The sequence below is a fragment of the Erwinia sp. JUb26 genome (genome assembly GCF_003751505.1).
In the GTDB taxonomy this organism is placed as follows: domain Bacteria; phylum Pseudomonadota; class Gammaproteobacteria; order Enterobacterales; family Enterobacteriaceae; genus Erwinia.
Genome location: NZ_RJVB01000003.1, coordinates 330,254 through 350,290, shown reverse-complemented (window position 1 = coordinate 350,290; position 20,037 = coordinate 330,254). Strand labels below are relative to the sequence as shown.

20 protein-coding genes are annotated in these 20,037 nt (G+C 55.6%); 7 read left to right on the top strand and 13 right to left on the bottom strand.

The annotated features are described in order from the left end of the window. Nucleotides 1–56 precede the first annotated feature (56 nt). The 8 genes from fabF to yceD all read right to left on the bottom strand — a co-directional run bounded on the left by fabF (nt 57) and on the right by yceD (nt 6,198). Nucleotides 57–1,298: a beta-ketoacyl-ACP synthase II gene (fabF, locus tag EC836_RS10305; RefSeq protein ID WP_123333169.1), complete on the bottom strand. Its 1,242-nt coding sequence runs from the start codon at nt 1,296–1,298 to the stop codon at nt 57–59. Nucleotides 1,299–1,386: 88 nt separating this feature from the next. After that, a complete protein-coding gene (acpP, locus tag EC836_RS10300) occupies nt 1,387–1,623 on the bottom strand; it encodes an acyl carrier protein (RefSeq protein WP_004157115.1) in 237 nt (78 codons plus the stop codon). A 154-nt stretch (nt 1,624–1,777) separates the two neighbouring features. After that, nucleotides 1,778–2,512, bottom strand: a complete 735-nt coding sequence (fabG, locus tag EC836_RS10295) for a 3-oxoacyl-ACP reductase FabG (RefSeq protein WP_123332704.1) — start codon at nt 2,510–2,512, stop codon at nt 1,778–1,780. Between the two features lie 13 nt (nt 2,513–2,525). Continuing rightward, nucleotides 2,526–3,455 carry an ACP S-malonyltransferase gene (gene fabD, locus EC836_RS10290; RefSeq protein ID WP_123332702.1) on the bottom strand — a complete coding sequence of 310 codons (930 nt, stop codon included), beginning with the start codon at nt 3,453–3,455 and terminating at the stop codon, nt 2,526–2,528. Between the two features lie 16 nt (nt 3,456–3,471). Beyond that, nucleotides 3,472–4,425, bottom strand: a complete 954-nt coding sequence (locus EC836_RS10285) for a beta-ketoacyl-ACP synthase III (protein WP_123332699.1) — start codon at nt 4,423–4,425, stop codon at nt 3,472–3,474. Between the two features lie 6 nt (nt 4,426–4,431). After that, on the bottom strand, nt 4,432–5,466 hold the full coding sequence (plsX, locus tag EC836_RS10280; RefSeq protein ID WP_123332698.1) for a phosphate acyltransferase PlsX: 1,035 nt from the start codon (nt 5,464–5,466) through the stop codon (nt 4,432–4,434). A gap of 25 nt (nt 5,467–5,491) precedes the next feature. Next, a complete protein-coding gene (gene rpmF, locus EC836_RS10275; RefSeq protein WP_013025362.1) occupies nt 5,492–5,662 on the bottom strand; it encodes a 50S ribosomal protein L32 in 171 nt (56 codons plus the stop codon). A 14-nt stretch (nt 5,663–5,676) separates the two neighbouring features. Then, the gene (yceD, locus tag EC836_RS10270) at nt 5,677–6,198 is read right to left on the bottom strand and encodes a 23S rRNA accumulation protein YceD (protein ID WP_123332696.1); all 522 of its coding nucleotides are present in this window, start codon (nt 6,196–6,198) and stop codon (nt 5,677–5,679) included. Between the two features lie 142 nt (nt 6,199–6,340). On the opposite strand from yceD, the gene EC836_RS10265 reads away from it, so the two are divergent. Then, nucleotides 6,341–6,922, top strand: a complete 582-nt coding sequence (locus tag EC836_RS10265; RefSeq protein ID WP_123332694.1) for a nucleoside triphosphate pyrophosphatase — start codon at nt 6,341–6,343, stop codon at nt 6,920–6,922. A 45-nt stretch (nt 6,923–6,967) separates the two neighbouring features. Here the strand turns inward: EC836_RS10265 and rluC are convergent, their stop codons facing one another. Beyond that, nucleotides 6,968–7,924, bottom strand: a complete 957-nt coding sequence (gene rluC / locus EC836_RS10260; RefSeq protein WP_123332692.1) for a 23S rRNA pseudouridine(955/2504/2580) synthase RluC — start codon at nt 7,922–7,924, stop codon at nt 6,968–6,970. A 592-nt stretch (nt 7,925–8,516) separates the two neighbouring features. Here rluC and rne point away from each other — a divergent pair. Further along, on the top strand, nt 8,517–12,347 hold the full coding sequence (gene rne, locus EC836_RS10250; RefSeq protein WP_123332688.1) for a ribonuclease E: 3,831 nt from the start codon (nt 8,517–8,519) through the stop codon (nt 12,345–12,347). A gap of 195 nt (nt 12,348–12,542) precedes the next feature. Here rne and murJ read toward each other — a convergent pair whose 3' ends face one another. The 4 genes from murJ to rimJ all read right to left on the bottom strand — a co-directional run bounded on the left by murJ (nt 12,543) and on the right by rimJ (nt 16,406). Next, the gene (murJ, locus tag EC836_RS10245; RefSeq protein ID WP_123332686.1) at nt 12,543–14,081 is read right to left on the bottom strand and encodes a murein biosynthesis integral membrane protein MurJ; all 1,539 of its coding nucleotides are present in this window, start codon (nt 14,079–14,081) and stop codon (nt 12,543–12,545) included. A 146-nt stretch (nt 14,082–14,227) separates the two neighbouring features. Then, nucleotides 14,228–15,151, bottom strand: a complete 924-nt coding sequence (locus tag EC836_RS10240; RefSeq protein WP_123332684.1) for a Gfo/Idh/MocA family protein — start codon at nt 15,149–15,151, stop codon at nt 14,228–14,230. Next, the gene (locus tag EC836_RS10235; protein WP_199735121.1) at nt 15,152–15,802 is read right to left on the bottom strand and encodes a YceH family protein; all 651 of its coding nucleotides are present in this window, start codon (nt 15,800–15,802) and stop codon (nt 15,152–15,154) included. It abuts the gene before it with no gap. Between the two features lie 10 nt (nt 15,803–15,812). Continuing rightward, nucleotides 15,813–16,406, bottom strand: coding sequence for a ribosomal protein S5-alanine N-acetyltransferase (rimJ, locus tag EC836_RS10230; protein ID WP_123332682.1), 594 nt, complete (start codon nt 16,404–16,406; stop codon nt 15,813–15,815). A gap of 335 nt (nt 16,407–16,741) precedes the next feature. On the opposite strand from rimJ, the gene grxB reads away from it, so the two are divergent. The 5 genes from grxB to EC836_RS10205 all read left to right on the top strand — a co-directional run bounded on the left by grxB (nt 16,742) and on the right by EC836_RS10205 (nt 20,016). Next, the gene (gene grxB, locus EC836_RS10225) at nt 16,742–17,389 is read left to right on the top strand and encodes a glutaredoxin 2 (RefSeq protein WP_123333165.1); all 648 of its coding nucleotides are present in this window, start codon (nt 16,742–16,744) and stop codon (nt 17,387–17,389) included. A gap of 153 nt (nt 17,390–17,542) precedes the next feature. Next, nucleotides 17,543–18,106 (top strand): lipoprotein, encoded by a 564-nt coding sequence (locus EC836_RS10220; protein ID WP_123332680.1) that lies wholly within the window; start codon nt 17,543–17,545, stop codon nt 18,104–18,106. 138 nt (nt 18,107–18,244) lie between these two features. Next, nucleotides 18,245–19,297: a dihydroorotase gene (gene pyrC, locus EC836_RS10215; protein WP_123332678.1), complete on the top strand. Its 1,053-nt coding sequence runs from the start codon at nt 18,245–18,247 to the stop codon at nt 19,295–19,297. 76 nt (nt 19,298–19,373) lie between these two features. After that, nucleotides 19,374–19,619 (top strand): DNA damage-inducible protein I, encoded by a 246-nt coding sequence (gene dinI / locus EC836_RS10210; protein WP_105592825.1) that lies wholly within the window; start codon nt 19,374–19,376, stop codon nt 19,617–19,619. Between the two features lie 121 nt (nt 19,620–19,740). Next, nucleotides 19,741–20,016, top strand: a complete 276-nt coding sequence (locus EC836_RS10205; protein ID WP_123332676.1) for a hypothetical protein — start codon at nt 19,741–19,743, stop codon at nt 20,014–20,016. Nucleotides 20,017–20,037: the final 21 nt, after the last annotated feature.

The following is a 20,037-nucleotide window of genomic DNA, read 5'->3' as shown; positions in this document are numbered from 1 at the left end:
CGGGGCCAGATAAAAAAAAAGCCCGCCGCGAGGCAGGCTTTTAGCGAAAGCAAAAATCAGACTTTACGGAAGATCAGTGACCCGTTGGTGCCACCGAAGCCGAAGGAGTTACACAGCGTGTATTCCAGGTCTGTTACCTGACGCGCGGTATGCGGAACGAAGTCCAGATCGCAGCCATCATCCGGGTTATCCAGGTTGATGGTCGGCGGCACAACCCGATCGCGCAGGGCAAGAATGGTGAAGATCGATTCGATCGCACCCGCCGCACCCAGAAGGTGGCCGGTCATGGATTTCGTCGAGCTGACCATTACGCTGCCTGCGGAAGCGCCAAAGACGGATTTCACCGCCTGAGCTTCAGCGATATCACCGGCCGGCGTTGAGGTACCGTGCGCGTTGATGTAGCCAATCTGCTCCGGTGAGATCTGCGCGTCTTTCAACGCATTGACCATCGCCAGGGCTGCGCCCGCGCCATTTTCCGGCGGGGAAGTCATATGATAAGCATCGCTGCTCATACCAAAACCGACGATTTCCGCGTAGATTTTAGCGCCGCGCTTTTTCGCGTGCTCATACTCTTCCAGCACAATCAAACCAGCGCCATCGCCGAGAACAAAACCATCACGGTCTTTATCCCACGGACGGCTGGCAGCCTGCGGATTTTCATTGCGGGTTGACAGTGCACGAGCAGCACCGAAACCACCCACGCCCAGTGGCGTACTGGCTTTCTCTGCACCACCGGCCAGCATCACATCCGCATCGTTATAGGCGATGATTCGTGCTGCATGACCAATATTATGCACGCCAGACGTACAGGCGGTAGCAATGGAAATACTTGGGCCTTTCATTCCGTACATAATCGTCAGATGTCCGGCAACCATATTAACGATGGTTGAAGGCACAAAGAACGGACTAATTTTACGGGGGCCGCCGTTGACCAGTGAGGCATGGTTTTCTTCAATCAAACCAAGACCACCAATACCGGAACCAATCGCGGCACCAATGCGCCCTGCGTTTTCTTCGGTAATGACAAGGCCAGAATCTTGCATGGCCTGAACGCCAGCAACAACGCCATATTGAATGAAAGCATCCATCTTGCGCTGATCTTTGCGCGAGATGATTTCATCACAATTAAAATTCTTTACTAAGCCAGCAAAACGCGTTGCGTAGGCACTAGTATCAAAATGGTCAATCAGGCTGATGCCACTCTGACCGGCAACAAGAGCATTCCAGGTAGACTCTACGGTATTGCCGACAGGAGACAACATGCCAAGACCAGTCACAACTACACGACGCTTAGACACGTTCATCCTCCAGGGAGGGAAAAATTGACGCGATGTGGGATAGTTAGATAAAACTCAGGCGGTCGAATGACCGCCTGGAGATGCTCACTTATGCCTGGTGACCATTGATGTAATCAATAGCAGCCTGAACAGTAGTGATTTTCTCAGCTTCTTCGTCCGGAATCTCGGTATCGAACTCTTCTTCCAGAGCCATTACCAGCTCAACGGTATCAAGAGAATCAGCGCCCAGATCTTCTACAAAAGAGGCAGTGTTAACAACTTCTTCCTGCTTAACGCCCAGCTGCTCGCCAATGATTTTCTTAACGCGTTCTTCGATAGTGCTCATACTATTAAATTTCCTATCAAAACTCGCTTTCGCGATGGTTTTCGTAGTGTATAAAATGTTGAAAAAGATGCAACTAAATCCCGGCTGGTCAAACCACGATTTTACGCTATTTTGCGGCTTTTGCCTCAAATAACGCAAATAGTTTTCGTGATTATCAGACCATATACATTCCGCCATTGACGTGCAGCGTTTCACCAGTGATGTAAGCTGCTTCGTCAGAGGCTAAAAATGCCACGGCATTAGCGATTTCCTGCGCGCTGCCGAGGCGGCCCGCAGGAACTTCCGCCAGAATACCCGCACGCTGATCTTCGTTCAGCGCACTCGTCATGTCGGTTTCAATGAAACCAGGTGCCACAACGTTAACGGTAATGCCACGTGACGCAATTTCACGCGCCAGTGACTTGCTGAAGCCAATCAAACCTGCTTTTGCTGCCGCATAGTTTGCCTGACCCGCATTACCCATTGTTCCAACTACGGAGCCAATGGTAATAATTCGACCCACGCGTTTTTTCATCATGGCACGCATTACCGCTTTTGACAGACGGAATACTGAAGTCAGATTGGTGTCCAGGATGTCCTGCCACTCATCGTCTTTCATGCGCATCAGAAGATTATCACGCGTGATGCCAGCATTATTGACTAAAATGTCCACTTCGCCAAATTCGGCGCGAATATTTCCCAGCACGGTTTCGATTGAAGCCGGGTCAGTCACGTTCAGGAGCATGCCCTTCCCGCTGTCGCCCAGATAAGCGCTGATAGCATCGGCTCCGTTCTGGCTGGTCGCTGTACCGACAACTTTGGCACCCCGGGCGACAAGCGTCTCCGCGATAGCACGGCCGATACCACGGCTTGCACCGGTAACCAGCGCGATTTTACCTTCGAAATTCATGTTGTTCCTCGTGTTATTGTTCAAGCGCCGCTGACAGGCTGGCCGGGTCGTTTACCGCCGCCGCCGTCAGGGTGTCAACAATACGTTTAGTCAGCCCGGTTAACACTTTACCCGGACCCACTTCCAGCAGCGACGTAACGCCCTGCTGAGCCATAAATTCTACGCAACCGGTCCAACGCACCGGGCTGTACAGCTGACGCACCAGTGCGCTGCGGATAGCTTCAGGTGAAGTCTCACACTGAACGTCAACGTTGTTGACCACCGGGAATGCCGGCGCGTTGAAAGTCAGCTGCTCCAGCGCCACGGCCAGCTTGTCAGCGGCGGGCTTCATCAGTGCACAGTGCGACGGCACGCTCACCGGCAGCGGCAGCGCGCGCTTGGCGCCCGCAGCTTTACAGGCTGCACCTGCACGCTCAACGGCTTCTTTATTGCCTGCAATCACCACCTGGCCCGGTGAGTTATAGTTCACCGGAGATACAACCTGCCCCTGAGCAGACTCTTCACAGGCTTTGGCGATTGATTCATCGTCCAGGCCGATAATCGCCTGCATGGCACCCGTGCCTTCCGGTACGGCTTCCTGCATCAGCTTACCGCGCAGTTCAACCAACTTAATGGCCTCTGCAAACGCAATCACGCCGGCGCAAACCAGGGCACTGTACTCACCCAGGCTGTGCCCTGCAAGCATTGACGGTACTTTTCCGCCTTTTTCCTGCCAAACGCGGAAAATGGCAACAGAAGCAGCCAGTAAAGCGGGCTGAGTTTGCCAGGTTTTGTTCAACTCTTCAGCAGGTCCCTGCTGAACCAGCTGCCACAAATCGTAGCCCAGCACGTCAGAAGCTTCGCGGAAGGTTTTTTCCACAGTCGGGTTCTCTGCGGCTAAATCAGCCAGCATGCCTACCGTTTGCGATCCCTGTCCCGGGAATACCATTGCAAATTGCGTCATCGTTATTTCCTGTTAATCAAAAACGAACCAGAGCGGAACCCCAGGTGAAACCGCCACCGAAGGCTTCCAGCAGAATCAACTGGCCGGGCTGAATACGCCCGTCGCGCACCGCTTCATCCAGCGCGGAAGGTACGGAAGCCGCAGACGTATTGCCGTGGCGATCGAGGGTCACCACCACTTTGTCCATGTCCATACCCAACTTGCGGGCCGTTGCGCTGATAATGCGCAGGTTGGCCTGATGCGGCACCAGCCAGTCAATGGCGGCGCGGTCAAGGTCATTCGCCTGAAGCGTTTCATCAACGATATGCGCCAGTTCGGTCACGGCAACTTTGAACACTTCATTACCCGCCATCGTCAGATACGCAGGCTGTTCCTGATGTTCGCGGTCCTGGTTTGGCAGGGTGAGCAGCTGGCCATAGCGGCCATCCGCGTGCAGATGAGTAGAGATAATGCCCGGCTCTTCGCTGGCGCCGAGGACGACGGCACCGGCGGCATCGCCGAACAGAATGATGGTGCCGCGATCTTCAGGATCGAGCGTGCGCGACAGCGCGTCGGCACCGATCACCAGTGCGTATTTCACCGCACCGTTTTTAACATACTGATCGGCAACGCTCAGCGCGTAGGTGAACCCCGCACAGGCCGCCGCCAGATCGAAAGAGGCCGCATCGTCAATTTCCAGCATCTGCTGGATCATGCAAGCTGAACTTGGGAAAGCGTGACTGGATGAGGTGGTTGCGACCACGATCAAGCCGATGTCATTTTTATCAATGCCCGCCATGGAGAGCGCACGCTCGGCGGCATGAAAGCCCATCGTCGCCACGGTTTCATCCGGGCCAGCAATACGACGTTCACGGATACCGGTTCGGGTGACAATCCACTCGTCCGACGTATCCACCATTTTTTCCAGATCGGCGTTAGTCCGCACCTGCTCGGGCAAATAGCTGCCCGTACCGATAATCTTCGTATACATGTACGCTCAGTCACTCTTAGGTAATACAGCCTGTAGGCGGGCAGCAATCCGCTCGGGAACTTGCCGCCGCACCGCCTGCTCTGCCTGTTGTATCGCGACGGTAAACGCGCGTTGATTGGCCGCGCCGTGGCTTTTAATCACGGTACCGCGCAATCCTAACAGGCAGGCGCCATTGTACTGGTCGGGGTTGAGATGGCCGAAATTTTTCGCCAGACGCTTTTGTATCCAGCGCCCCAATAGTCTCAGCCACCATGCCTTTTTTTTACCTTCGCCCTGTGATTTCAACAGCGAAAGAAACATTCTTACCACACCTTCCATAGTTTTTAACGTGACGTTCCCGATGAAGCCATCGCAAACCAGAACGTCCGTCTTGCCGGTAAGAACATCGTTACCTTCAAGGTATCCAATATAGTTAACTTCTGCTGAATCACGAAGTGCTGCTGCAGCTTCACGGATCGCCGTTAACCCTTTGGTTTCTTCCTGGCCTATGTTGAGCAGCGCCACACGCGGGTTGGCAATCTCCAAAACCTCTTCGGCCATCACCGCGCCCATAACGGCGAACTGCACCAGCATAGCACTGTCGGATTCGACATTAGCGCCTAAATCCAGCATGACGGTTTTACCCTTTAGCTGATTAGGCAGTACTGTCATCAGCGCCGGACGATCGATCCCTTCCAGCGGCTGTAATAATATTTTTGCCAGCCCCATCAGCGCACCGGTGTTACCGGCGCTGATGCAGGCGTCGGCGTTACCCGCTTTGACCTGCTCTAAGGCAACACGCATTGACGACCCGCGACTGGCGCGAATGGCCTGCGAGGGTCTGGCATCACTGGCAATAACCGATTCGGCAGGAATAACCTGCAAACGCGCGCGCAGCGCAGAATCAGCTGTGGCTAGTAATGACGTGATTTTGTCGGGATCGCCGACCAGAAGAAGATGCAGATGCGAATCAGATGCCAGTGCCTGCATTGCCGCAGGCACTGTCACGCAGGGACCGAAATCCCCGCCCATGGCATCTATCGCCAGGGTCAATCGTGTCAAAGTATTGCCGCGCTATTCCGCGGAATTACTTAACGATGACCTTGCGACCGCGGTAGTAACCATCCGCAGTGATGTGGTGACGCAGATGAGTTTCACCAGAAACTTTATCTACGGAAAGTGTTGCAGTGGTCAGAGCATCGTGTGAACGACGCATGCCACGTTTGGAACGGGTTGGTTTATTCTGTTGTACGGCCATGGACCTTACTCCTATTACTTACGCTTTAAACTGGCTAATACGGCAAATGGATTTGGTTTTTCTGCCTCTGCAGGCAACTGACCAAAGACCATGTCCGCCTCGGACACTTCACAGTGTTCAGAATCATGCACCGGAACGACAGGCAGGGCGAGGATGATTTCATCTTCAACCATTGCCAGCAAATCGGTTTCACCAAACTCGTTGGTGTCGATTGGCTCGTACGCTTCCGGTAGTGCTTCGGCCTGCTCGTCAGTAACGACCGGGCTGAAACAGTACGATACGTGGACATGCTGTGGGAACGGTTTGTTGCAGCGTTGACAACATAGCGTCACGGAAACTTCAGCTGTACCTTTCAGTACCGCCAGACGCTGATTGTCGATCGCAAACGACATCACACATTCTACATCACTGTCCACACTAACCACCGAGTCGGCGATTCGCTCAACCTGTTCAGGGGTGTAAACACCCTGGTAGTCCAGGCGTTTCTGAGCGGTTCGCACCACATCGAGAGTCAGGGGTAATTTTACCTTTTGCATAGGGCGCGCATATTAACTTTGTAACGACATAGAGTCAAAGAAAAAGGCCGTGTAACGACATCTTTCAGCCATTATTCGCATCCAGTGCGGCGCACAGTTTAAAATGCCTTTCATCGATTCGCTATCAATTCTGGAAAAAAATATGTCAAAGCTGGTTTTAGCCTCAACCTCGACTTACCGCAGCGCGCTGTTAACGAAATTGCAATTACCCTTTATTACCGATGCGCCGGAGGTGGATGAAACGCGGCTGGGGGATGAAACGGCACAGCAGCTGGTTGTGCGTCTGGCGGCGGCGAAAGCGCAGGCCCTGGCCAAGCGTTACCCCGAGCACCTGATTATCGGTTCCGATCAGGTCTGCGTCGTCGAGGGCAAAATCTGCGGCAAACCGCACACAGAAGAGAACGCCCGCGCCCAGTTGCGCGCCGCCAGCGGCCACAGCGTGGTGTTTTATACCGGGCTGGCGCTTTACAACAGTCGCAGTCAGGTGCTGCAAACGCTGTGTGAACCTTTCACCGTGGATTTTCGCACGCTGAGCGAGACTGAAATTGCGCATTACGTCAGCCGCGAGCAGCCGCTAAACTGCGCGGGGAGCTTTAAAAGCGAAGGCCTGGGGATTACGCTATTCGAGCGGCTGTCAGGGCGGGATCCGAATACGCTGATTGGCCTGCCGCTGATCGCGCTGTGTGAGATGTTAAGGCAGGCAGGAATGGACCCGCTGGCCTGAGCAAAGGATGCGGCAGATACTGCCGCATTTCATTATCGGGATGTATTAGCTGCTTTGCTTACGCAGCACCGCCAGACAGCGCTTCAGGCCGTCATCCAGCGGGGCTTCCACGCGCATCTCTTCACCGGTACCGGGATGGGTGAACTTCAGCGCGGCCGCATGCAGGAACAGACGGTTCAGCCCGGTGCCTTTCAGTTGACTATCAAACTCCGTCTCGCCGTAGCGATCGTCAAACGCAATGGGGTGCCCGGCATGCAGGGTATGCACGCGGATTTGGTGAGTACGACCGGTCACCGGACTGGCTTTCACCAGCGTGGCGAACGCGTAGCGCTCTTCAACCTTAAACAGCGTTTCCGACGGCTTACCTTCACTGCTGACCTTCACTACCCGCTCGCCGCTTTGCAGGATGTTTTTCAATAATGGCGCGCGCACCGATTTAACATGTGATGGCCACTGGCCGCGCACCAGCGCCAGATAATCTTTCTGCATGCCTTTCTCACGCAGCTGCTCGTGCAGCGAACGCAGCGCGGACCGCTTTTTCGCCACCAGTAGGATCCCGGAGGTATCGCGGTCAAGACGATGCACCAGCTCAAGGAAGCGTGCTTCCGGGCGCAGGGCTCTCAGCCCTTCAATGACGCCAAAGCTCAGGCCGCTGCCGCCGTGCACTGCGGTTCCGGACGGCTTGTTGAGCACCAGGATATGATCGTCTTCATATACGATCGCATCACTTAGCGCGGCCACTTTGGCCAGTTTCGGTGAAACGCTCTCTTCTTCACGCTCGGCCACGCGCACCGGCGGGACGCGAACCTGATCGCCGTCTTCAAGTTTGTATTCGGGCTTGACGCGTTTTTTATTCACCCGCACTTCGCCCTTACGCAAAATGCGATAAATCATACTTTTCGGCACGCCTTTTAGCTGAGTGCGTAAAAAGTTATCGATGCGCTGTCCTGCTTCATCAGCAGAAATGGCAATTATTTGTACGGCTGGAGTCATGGTTTTCATGGTTGGCGATTCTAAATACCCGGCAGTGATAGCGCCACATCTTTTTATGTGCTTAACTGAGATGGATGACCGCCGCACGGAAGTTATGGCCGGATTTTATACAGTTTGCTGAAAAGCACTGCAATTCGTTTTAAAAGACGGGATAAACTTCTCATCGCGGATAAAGTCATCTTGCGCTCTCAAGCTTAGCAATGGAATAATGTTTCCGTTTTTAACGCGACATCTTGGGAATGCAAGAAAAAGCGTTAACCCAATAAGATTTGGGGTGTACGACCAAAATTTTGCCGGATAGCCCATACACGCAGCAATGGCGTAAGACGTATTGTGCAATCAGGCATTTAGCGGGCTGCGGGTTGCAGCCTGGACGAAAAAACGGGATTGGTTCACCTGGTAATCTACTGGCGGTTCCCCCCCTTACAAAGCGCTGTTTTTCCATATGTAAAACAGGCTACCGTGATTTTGCGCCCCTGGAGCGGTCGACACCCGAGAGGTTGACGACTAAGCGATGAGACACGGGGCCATCGGTTCAATACGTCCAGCGTTACTTTGCCCGCAGCTTAGTCACTAATGTAAGAATAATGAGTAAGTTACGATGAAAAGAATGTTGATTAACGCAACTCAGCAGGAAGAGTTGCGTGTGGCACTCGTAGACGGCCAGCGCCTGTACGATCTGGATATTGAAAGCCCAGGACACGAACAGAAAAAAGCCAACATCTACAAAGGTAAGATCACTCGCATTGAACCCAGCCTTGAAGCCGCCTTCGTTGATTACGGTGCTGAAAGACACGGTTTCCTACCTCTGAAAGAAATTTCTCGCGAATACTTCCCCGCTAACTATTCCGCCCACGGCCGCCCTAACATTAAGGACGTTCTCCGTGAAGGTCAGGAAGTGATTGTTCAGATTGATAAAGAAGAGCGCGGCAACAAGGGCGCGGCTTTAACCACCTTTATCAGCCTGGCGGGAAGCTATCTGGTTCTGATGCCGAACAACCCACGTGCTGGCGGTATTTCTCGCCGCATTGAAGGTGATGACCGTACGGAACTGAAAGAGGCACTCTCTGCGCTGGAACTGCCGGATGGTATGGGACTGATTGTTCGTACCGCCGGTGTGGGTAAATCAGCAGAAGCCCTGCAGTGGGATCTGAGCTTCCGCATGAAGCACTGGGATGCCATTAAGAAAGCCGCTGACAGCCGCCCTGCTCCGTTCCTGATTCATCAGGAAAGCAACGTGATTGTCCGCGCCTTCCGCGACTATCTGCGCCAGGATATCGGGGAAATCCTTATCGATAACCCGAAGGTCCTGGAACTGGCTCGTCAGCACATCGCCGCGCTGGGCCGACCTGACTTCAGCAGCAAAATTAAACTGTACACCGGTGAAATTCCGCTGTTCAGCCATTACCAGATTGAATCCCAGATTGAATCCGCCTTCCAGCGCGAAGTTCGCCTGCCGTCCGGTGGTTCCATCGTTATCGACAGCACCGAAGCCCTGACCGCTATCGATATCAACTCGGCGCGCGCAACCCGCGGCGGCGACATTGAAGAAACGGCATTTAATACCAACCTTGAAGCGGCCGATGAAATTGCCCGCCAGCTGCGCCTGCGCGACCTGGGCGGCCTGATCGTTATCGACTTCATTGATATGACCCCGGTTCGCCACCAGCGCGCGGTTGAAAACCGTCTGCGCGAAGCGGTGCGCCAGGATCGTGCGCGTATTCAGATCAGCCACATTTCACGCTTTGGCCTGCTGGAGATGTCACGTCAGCGCCTCAGCCCGTCACTGGGTGAATCCAGCCATCACGTCTGCCCACGCTGTAGCGGTACCGGCACCATTCGTGATAACGAGTCGCTGTCGCTGTCAATTCTGCGTCTGATTGAAGAAGAAGCGCTGAAGGAAAACACCAAAGAGGTTCACGCTATCGTTCCGGTGCAGGTGGCTTCCTACCTGCTGAACGAAAAACGTGATGCCGTCAGTGCTATTGAGAAGCGTCAGGGCGGCGTTCGGGCCATCATCGTGCCAAACGATCAGATGGAAACCCCGCACTACTCCGTACTGCGCGTGCGCACCGGCGAAGAAACCCAGACGCTGAGCTATCACCTGCCGAAGCTGCATGAAACCGAAATGGCGCTGCCGTCGGAAGAAGAGCGTGCCGAGCGTAAACGCCCTGAGCAGCCTGCTCTGGCGGCCTTCGTGATGCCTGATGCACCTCCGGCACAGCAGGAAACCATCAGCGCTGAAACGCCGGCTGTCGTCAGCAAAAAACCGGTTGTTCAAGCTGCTGCAGAACCTGCACAGCCAGGCCTGATTAGCCGCTTCTTCAGCGGGCTGAAAAAGCTGTTTGCTGGTGAAGAAAAAGCCGCCGTTGAACAGGCTGAGCCGGTTGCCGAGAAAAAGGCTACCGATAGCGCCGCACCGCGTGGCGATCGTCGCAACAACCGTCGTCAGAACAACAACCGCCGCGATCGCAACGGTGAACGTTCTGAGCGTAGCGATCGTAATGACCGCAGTGACCGTAACGAGCGTAACGACCGCAATGAGCGTAGCGATCGCAACGAACGTAACGACCGTAATGCCGACCGTACCGAGCGCAGCAATGACCGTTACAGCGATCGCAATGAGCGTTCTGAACGCAATACCGACCGCAATGACCGCAATACTTCCCGCGATCGTAATAGCGAACCGCGCGAAGGTCGTGATGACAATCGCCGTAACAAGCGTAACGTTGCCACTCCGGTTGAGCAGACGGACGATCGTCAGGATCTGAACGAAGAGAATCGCGCAGAGCAGCAGCCGCGCCGCGAACCTCGTGCAGATCGTCAGCGTCGCCGCCAGGAAGAAAAACGCCCGGTAGTGGTAGTGCAGGAAGAGAAAATCACCGAGCAGGTCGTTGCTGCCGTTGAAGAAAACATCGATGCGCAGGAAGAAAATGTGCAGGTTATGCCGCGTCGTAAGCCGCGTCAGCTGAATCAGAAAATTCGCATCGAAACCGCTGAGCAGACTGCAGCCCGTACTTTCCGTCCGGACGAGACCGAAGCCGCACCGGCTCCGGTAGTGCAGCCAGCCACGGTCGAAACGGCCAGCGAGACCTTCGACAATGACGATCGTGACAGCAACAACATGCCGCGTCGTTCACGTCGTTCTCCGCGCCATCTGCGCGTTAGCGGTCAGCGTCGCCGCCGTTACCGTGATGAGCGTTATCCAACACAGTCGCCAATGCCGCTGACCAGCGCCGCTGCATCGCCAGAAATGGCCTCGGGAAAAGTGTGGATCTCCTACCCTGTCGCTCAGGCAAGCGATGAAGTTGAGCAGGAACAGTCCGTCGTTCCCGCCTACGGTCATGCTGATGTCGATAGCGAAGTCACGGAAGCTCCGGCAGCCGTTGAAGTGGCTGCGGCAGCAAGCGTAGCCGTTGCCGCTGCAACCGAAGCGTCACCGGTCGAGGAAACGCCAGCTGAGCCTGCTGTTCAGGTAGAAACCGCACCGGTTGCATCTGCGCCAGTAGACGCAGCAGCTGCACCAGTCGAGGCAGCAACGCCATCGGCAGAGACTGCACCAGTCGTGGCAGAAACTGCGCCATCGGTTGACGCGGCTCCAGTGCAGGCCGAAACCCCACGGGTTGAAGCCGCCCCAGCACAGACCGAAGCGCCGTCCGTAGAAGCCGCACCGGCAGCAGCTGAAGCGACACCAGAACAGGAAGACATCGTTACGGCCACCGTTGCACCGGCTGCAGTCATCCCAACTGAAGAGGTTGTGGAATCTGCACCGGTAAACGAAGCACCGGTTGCCGCTGCGCCAGTTACCTTCGCCGAAGAGGTTCAGCCTGAAGCCGAGCCGGTTCATATCTCTGAACCGCTGCAGGAAGAAGAACAGCCACAGGTTACCGTGGTGAACACCGATGAAACCGCCGCTATCGAAACCCCGGCAGCAGAGGTCCCATCGGTCATTCCACCAGCGAAAGAGAGCGTTGCCGCTGAGACTATCGCTGAAGCCGTATCGGCTGCAGAAGAGCCTCAGACCGCATTCGCCCCGGTTGATGCCGTTGCGGATATCGTTGAGCAGCAGCAGATTGCTGAAGCCGCGAGCGAACTAGCGGCCGAAGCGCCAACCAGCGTCAGCGCGGAAACCACTCAGCAGGTTGCTGAAGTGCTGAATGCAAACGACGCGGTGAGTGAAGAGGCTCCGGTCATTAGCGAACCGCATGCGCCAGTCCCCGCACGCGACAAGCCGGTGAGTGATACCGACGTCAACGGCAGCTTCAAACATCACGCCAGCGCGCCGATGACCAGTGCTCCAGCTCCGGCCTATCAGCCAGAACCGGCACCGCAGAGCGACTGGGTGCGCCCGGACTTCAACTTTGAAGGTAAAGGTTCTGCGGGTGGGCATGCTGCTTCTCACCAGGCAACCGCTCCGGCAACCCGTCCTTAAGCGTCAATCTCTGCGCTGAAGTGAAATCCAGCCCCGGCCAATGTGCCGGGGCTTTTTTATACCTTCAGATATGAGCAGAAACAGATGCGATCCCTTCACTCTCTTCCCTGTCCACAGCCCTGATTTACAGGCAAAAAAAATCGCCCGAAGGCGATTTTCATTACGCGTTAATCCGGCATCAATTGCCGTATGCGATCACGCTACCGTGCGCCGGGCAAAGTCACGCAGCCGGAAGCCCAGCAGCATCAGCACGGCGAAGTACACGCCACCGCCCACGGCGCACACCGCCGCCAGACGTATCAGACGCCACAGCATATTACCCGAGGCCCAGTCGGGCATGACGTACAGCACGCCGAGCAGCGCGGCGGCCATGGCGAGTACGGCGAACAGAAGACGCACCAGAAAGCTGCGCCAGCCCGGCTGCGGCTGGAAGATATCCTGCTTGCGCAGTTGCCAGTACAGCAGAGCCGCATTGAGGCAGGCCGCAAGGCCAATCGATAATGACAATCCGGCATGCTTCAGCGGGCCGATAAAGGCCAGGTTCATCACCTGCGTCATCACCAGCGTGACCATGGCAATTTTGACCGGGGTTTTGATGTCCTGCCGCGAGTAAAAGCCGGGAGCCAGCACTTTCACCACAATCAGCCCCATCAGTCCGACTGAATAGGCCACCAGCGCGCGCTGGGTCATCGCCGCGTCAAACGCGGTGAATTTTCCGTACTGGAACAGCGCAACGGTCAGCGGCTTCGCCAGAATCCCCAGCGCCACCGCACTCGGTAACGCCAGCAGGAAGCACAGACGCAGGCCCCAGTCCATCAGGCGTGAATATTCATCCTGGTTACCGCTGGCAAAGCTTTTCGCCAGCGACGGCAGCAAAATGGTGCCCAGCGCCACGCCCAGCACGCCGGACGGAAATTCCATCAGGCGATCGGCGTAATACATCCAGGAGACGGAGCCGGAAGCAAGGAAAGAGGCGAAAATGGTGTTGATGATCAGAGAGATCTGGCTGACGGAAACGCCAAGGATCGCGGGCCCCATCTGGCGCATCACCCGCCAGACGCCGGCATCTTTCAGATTCAGACGCGGTAGCACCAGCATGCCGATTTTCTTCAGATGCGGCAGCTGATAGCCCAGCTGCAGTACGCCCCCCGCCACTACCGCCCAGGCCAGCGCCATCACCGGCGGGTTGAAGTGCGGTGCCGCAAACAGCGCAAAGCCGATCATGCTGACGTTAAGCAGGGTTGGGGCAAACGCGGGCACCGAGAAGCGGTTCCACGTATTGAGGATCGCCCCGGCCAGCGACGCCAGCGAAATCAGCAGGATGTAAGGGAAGGTGACCCTCAGCAGCGAGGAAGTCAGCGCAAATTTGTCGGCCGTGTCGGCGAATCCCGGCGCGGTCACCAGAATAACCCACGGCGCGGCAAACATGCCCAGAAGGGTGATGATCGCCAGCGCCAGCGTCAACAGGCCCGAAACATAGGCCACGAAGATGCGCGTGGCTTCTTCACCCTGCTTGCTTTTATATTCAGCCAGGATGGGGACAAAAGCCTGAGAGAAAGCGCCTTCCGCAAAGATCCTGCGCAACAGGTTAGGCAGTTTGAACGCCACAAAAAAGGCGTCGGTCGCCACTCCCGCGCCAAAAATTCGCGCCACAATCGCGTCGCGGGCAAAGCCCAGCACGCGAGAAAACAGGGTCATAGAGCTGACCGCTGCCAGTGATTTCAACAGGTTCATGTGTTTCCTGATTTGGGTTTTCCGGCCAACGAGGTGGCCGGATCAAGGTGCGGATAGTCTACGGATATGAAAGGAAATAACCACTCACGATTGTTACACCCTATAAACCCATCGCCTCTCCGGGGACAGGCACTGGGTGAGATTAATCAGCCGCGATCCGCGTCGCGCCAGAGTTTTTCTACTAAGCGCTGCGCGACCAGGGCCTGTTCACCGCTAATCTCCGGCATTGTCTGATTTTCAATGCTGCGGATAAAATGATGCGCGGCACCGGCAAAACCGCGCTGTTCCAGCGTGCTCTGCCAGCCCGGGATGGGATCGGTGACGATGCGCCCCCCGCTCTCCTGCTGCCAGTCGCGCATATCGCCGATGCGGAATACCGCCCCGTCGTCCACCGCCAGGACCGTTTCCATCTGGCTCCCAGCGCGACGATGCATACTGGTGGTCACCTGAGTCTCATCCACGCGGAAATGATGCTCGGCGTACAGCAGTTGCCCCTGCGGATTGGTTTGCAGCACGCCGCTTTGCAGCGCCCCTGCCCCACCGCCCAGCCAGAGCGCCGTATCCACCACGTGCAGATAGTCATCCAGCAGGGTGAACAGTGCATCCTGCGGCCCTACGCTGTCGCTGCGGTGTTTATCCATACGCAACGACGCGGGCTGGGTGAGCGCGGCACGAAGCTGCAGATAGCGCGGCGCAAAACGGCGGTTAAACGCCACCATCAGCTTACGGCCTCTCGACGCGGCAAGCTCCACCAGCTGCTCCGCTTCGTCGTAGGTGGCAGCCAGCGGCTTATCGACGCAGACGTCTACCCCGGCACGTAACAGCATATCGACGATACCAAAATGGCTGGCGGTGCTGCTGTGCACAAACACGGCATCGCTGACCGCAGCCAGATCGTTGAGGGAGGCCAGTAGCGGGATGCGGTAAGCGTCGCACACCGGCTGCGCCTTCTGCTGGTTGGGCGAATACGCGCCGGAAATCGTCCAGCCTTCCGTGCGGGTCACTACCGGCAGCCAGGCCTTCTGCGCAATGCCGCCGAGGCCGACAATACCGACTCTTAGCGCGGCCATTTATTCACCCTCCCGGCTTTCCAGCAGTGAAGCCAGCTGCTGTTTGAGCAGGGCAACCTCTTGTTCCAGCTGAGCAACGCGCGCGTTCAATCCTTCGTCGGCAATTTCGCTGTCGGCACCAGCGAGGCTGGCCTCATCCGGCTCCCCGCTGAACAGATGCATATAGCGGCTTTCCCGTTTGCCGGGTTCCCGCGCCAGACGGACCACCAGCGCGCCGCTCTCGCGGTTGCTCAACCCTTCCAGCGTCTGCTCAACTTCCGCCATGTCGCTAAAGTCATGCATGCGTGAACTGCGGGTGCGCAATTCGCCCGGCGTCTGCGCACCGCGCAGCAGCAGAGTCGTTATCAGCGCCACTTCAGCCGGGCTGAATTTCAGCTGGCCAAACTCGGAATTGCAGAAGCGCTGCTCATACTTCACCACCCGACTGCCGAAGCCGCTGAGGGCGGTCAGCTGATGCTTTTTGACCAGCAGATCGAGGGTGTTTTGCACGTCGCTTTCGCTCAGTGACATCACCGGTTCGCGGTTGGATTTTTGATTGCAGGCGGTGACCACACCGTTAAGCGACATCGGATACTGATCCGGGGTGGTCACCTGCTTTTCCAGCAGGCAGCCAACCACGCGCGCTTCGGTCGCGCTAAAAGGGCTTTTGATCATGATAAAGTTATACTCCACGCCGTTCAGGCAGCCATTCGTGCCAGGTCAACGCCGTCAGGACATGATCCTGCCAACGTCCGTCAATTAACAGGTAGTCTTTGGCATAGCCCTCTTTTTCAAAGCCGAGGCGAGCCAGTAAATCGCCGCTGCGCTGATTGTGCGGCATATAGTTAGCCATAATGCGGTGCATGCGCTGCTGCCGCTGCATATAGCGAATGGCGGTCTGCAACGCTTCGAACATCATTCCCTGCCCCTGCCACTTTTCACCCAGTGAATAGCCAAGGTAACAGGCGTGAAACGATCCTCGCAGCACGTTGCTGAAGTTAGCCACGCCGCGAATTTCATTTTCATCCGGATCCATCACCGCAAAGTAGAAGGCGCTGCCCTGCTTTTGCATTTCGGCAATCAGTCCCAGACGCGCCTGCCAGCCGGAGGGATAACAGTGGCTGTCGTCGCGAACCGGCTCCCACGGCTTCAGGAATGCCCGGTTCTCAGAATAATAATCAGCCAGGCGCCAGGCATCACGCTCATGGACCAGCCGCACGACCAGGCGGTCGGTAGTCAGGCGCACTTTCGGCGCAGCGGTACGATAGCCAAACATCTTTTCTCCTGAAATCCGTGGCCGGGTCAACATTGTCACTCATCAGGCCGGGTGCACCGACCGGTGCGGGCCTCGCTGTTTGTCACTATACCTGCCATCAGGATCCCAGGAAAATACTGACAACAAAAAATGTGTTAATTCGTCGAAAATACAGGTGAATATCAAAAAAATGACCGTTCTGGAATGGGAATAAAACGGCGCGATACCAGTTAGTTAGCTGTTAACAGACCGCCAGGTGCTGCCCGGCGTCATTTGCTCTACTGCGCGTTCTCCACCATACTTTCTGAATATATTCAAATAATTGATGGTTCAACTAAGACCAAAAGGAGGACATGTTGAAACTTTATATTTACGATCATTGCCCGTTTTGCGTCAAAGCCAGGATGATTTTCGGCCTGAAAAACATCCCGATTGAGCTGATTGTCATGATGAATGATGATGAGCAGACTCCGGTCCGGCTCATCGGTCAGAAAATGGCCCCCATTCTGATGAAGGCGGACGGAAGCTGCATGCCGGAAAGCCTGGATATTGTTCACTATATTGATGAGTCGGATAGCCGCCCGCTTCTGACCGGCGCAGACAATCCCGCCGTCGGTGACTGGCTACGACGCGTTAACGGCTACATTAATAAACTACTAATTCCACGTGTGGCAGAGGCCCCCTTTGCGGAATTTGCTACTCCGCAGGCGCGACAGTATTTTATTACTAAAAAACAGGCAACCTACGGGGATTTCACCGAGTTAAAACTACATGCCCCCGGCCTGATCAAAAATATCAGTGACGATCTACGCAAACTTGACGATCTTATCGTTAAGCCCAATGCGGTGAACGGTGAACTTTCACTGGATGACATTCACCTCTTCCCGCTCCTGCGATCCCTGTCGCTGGTGGCCGGCGTGGAGTACCCCAGCCGCGTCGCTGACTATCGCGACAATATGGCAAAACAGACGCAGGTGAATCTGCTCTCCTCGGTCGCTGCCTAGTCCGCTTCGGGCCGGCAAAGGCTGGCCCGACATATCCCGTTGTGATTTTCCCTCTCGGTAATCGGCTTTGTCCTGGTGACGAATTCCGGTGAGTGGTGCATGCTATCCCTCTGGCCGGACTGGAATTTACCGGTAATAAAACAGAGGATAATCATGAAAAATCGTTATTTTGGCCTGTGCGCGCTGCTGTTAGCGGGCTTAGTCACCGGCTGTAATCAGATTGCACAGTACAGCATCAGCGAACAGGAAATTAATCAGGCGCTGGTCAAGCATAATAACTATGAGAAACAGATCGGCGTTCCCGGCCTGGTTGATGCGCACATTGTTCTCAACGATCTGAACAGTCAGATTGGCCGCGAAGAACCCAATAAAGTCACGCTGACGGGCAATGCAAAAGTGAATATCAGCTCGCTTTTCGGCCCGCAGCAGGCGGATATGAAGCTGAAAATGAAGGCCCAGCCCACCTTCGATGCCGCCGCGGGCGCCATTTATCTGAAGGATATGGAGCTGGTTGACGTTGAGGTGCAGCCGGAGAAAATGCAGGGCGTGCTGAAAACGCTGACGCCGTATCTTAACGAGTCACTGAAAAACTATTTCAATCAGAAACCGGCCTATGTGCTGAGCACCGACCGCAGTAAAGCCGAATCACTGGCCAAACGCTTTGCCAAGGGGCTGGAAGTGAAGCCAGGCGAACTGGTGATCCCGTTCACTGACTAATGACGTCGCGGTACGGAATTTTTCCGTACCGTTTTCACTTATCAGTCATAAACCTGGTGCATTCCCCTCGCTTTATCCCTATCCTTGGTACCCGGCCAAAACCCGCCATTACCTTTCTCTTTTGCCGGAGCACATCGCATGACCGCACAACCTCAGCAGTTAATTATTCGCCGCCCTGACGACTGGCACATCCATCTGCGCGATGGAGATATGCTGGAAGCGGTAGTGCCCTTTACCAGTGAGGTCTGTGGCCGCGCGATTGTGATGCCAAACCTGGTGCCGCCGGTGACCAGCGTTGCCGCCGCCCGCGCCTACCGCGAGCGTATTCTGGCAGCCGTACCTGCCGGGCACGCGTTTACGCCGCTGATGACCTGCTACCTTACCGACGGTCTGGATCCTGATGAAATCGAAAAGGGTTTCCGCGAAGGCGTATTTACCGCCGCGAAACTGTACCCTGCGCACGCCACCACCAACTCGGCTCACGGCGTAACCAGTATCGCCACGATCGCTAGCGTGCTGGAGCGGATGCAAAAAATCGGCATGCCGCTGCTGATCCACGGCGAAGTGACCGATGCGCATATTGATATCTTTGACCGCGAAGCGCGCTTTATCGAAACCGTGCTGCAGCCGCTTCGCCAGCAGTTCCCGGAGCTGAAGGTGGTGTGCGAACATATCACCACCAAAGAAGCTGCCGCGTTTGTTCTGGAAGGCAACGAGTTCCTCGGCGCCACCATCACGCCTCAGCATCTGATGTTTAACCGCAACCATATGCTGGTTGGCGGCGTTCGTCCACACCTGTACTGCCTGCCGATCCTCAAGCGCAATATCCACCAGCAGGCCCTGCGTGATGCGGTCGCCAGCGGCAACCGTCGCTTCTTCCTCGGTACCGATACCGCTCCGCATACCCGGGACCGTAAAGAAGCCAGCTGCGGCTGTGCAGGCGTATTCAATGCGCCATCCATGCTGGCGGCTTACGCAACGGTGTTTGAAGAAATTGGCGCGCTGGCGCATTTCGAAGCGTTCTGTTCCGAAAACGGCCCGAACTTCTACGGCCTGCCGTTGAACGAGGGCACGATCACACTGGAACGCCAGCCGTGGACCGTGGCGGAAAGCGTTGCCGTGGGTGACGATGGCCACACCGTCATTCCATTCCTTGCCGGTGAAACCCTGAACTGGCGCGTTAAACCATAAGCATTTTTTGCTGATGCGGTGATTGCCTTCGGCTGGTTTACTGTATATATTTACAGTAAATAAACCGGAGGCTCTCATGCGTGTAGAAGTCACTGTAGCAAAAACCACCTCACTGCCCGCAGGCGCGATCGAAGCGCTGACGCAGGAACTCAGCAAAAGAATTGATAAACAGTTTCCAGACGGCACAAATACTATTTCGGTGCGCTATGCCGGCGCCAATAACCTTACAGTGATGGGCGGCGGTAAAGAAGCGAAGGATCTCATTAGCGAAATTTTACAGGAAACCTGGGAAAGCGCCGACGACTGGTTTATAACCGATTAATCCCTACCCTTTTATATTGCCTTTCTGCGCGGTAACTGCCCTTCAGGGGATAGACGACATACGAATTATCCCCTAATCTGAATCAATCAAATCGCCGTTATTTATTACCGAGGTGTCGCTAGTGGCCCATGACAATCCTGAACAGGCAATGACTTTTGGGGAACTTCTGGACGTTATCGGCGAGCAGCAGCGCCGGCTTACCGTGTTAGAAAATGCCTTTTCCTGGCTCACCTTCTGCCTCGATGACAAAGCTAACCAGCTGTTAATTCACAGCCTGCGGCTGGAAGGACAAAACCAGAATCGCGATGAGCAGCTGCAAAAGCACTTCATCAGCTTTGCCGATGATATCGAAAAGCGACTCGGGTTTTCCGCTCCGCCGCCGGACACTCATGAGTGAGAAAATTCTGCTTTGATAACC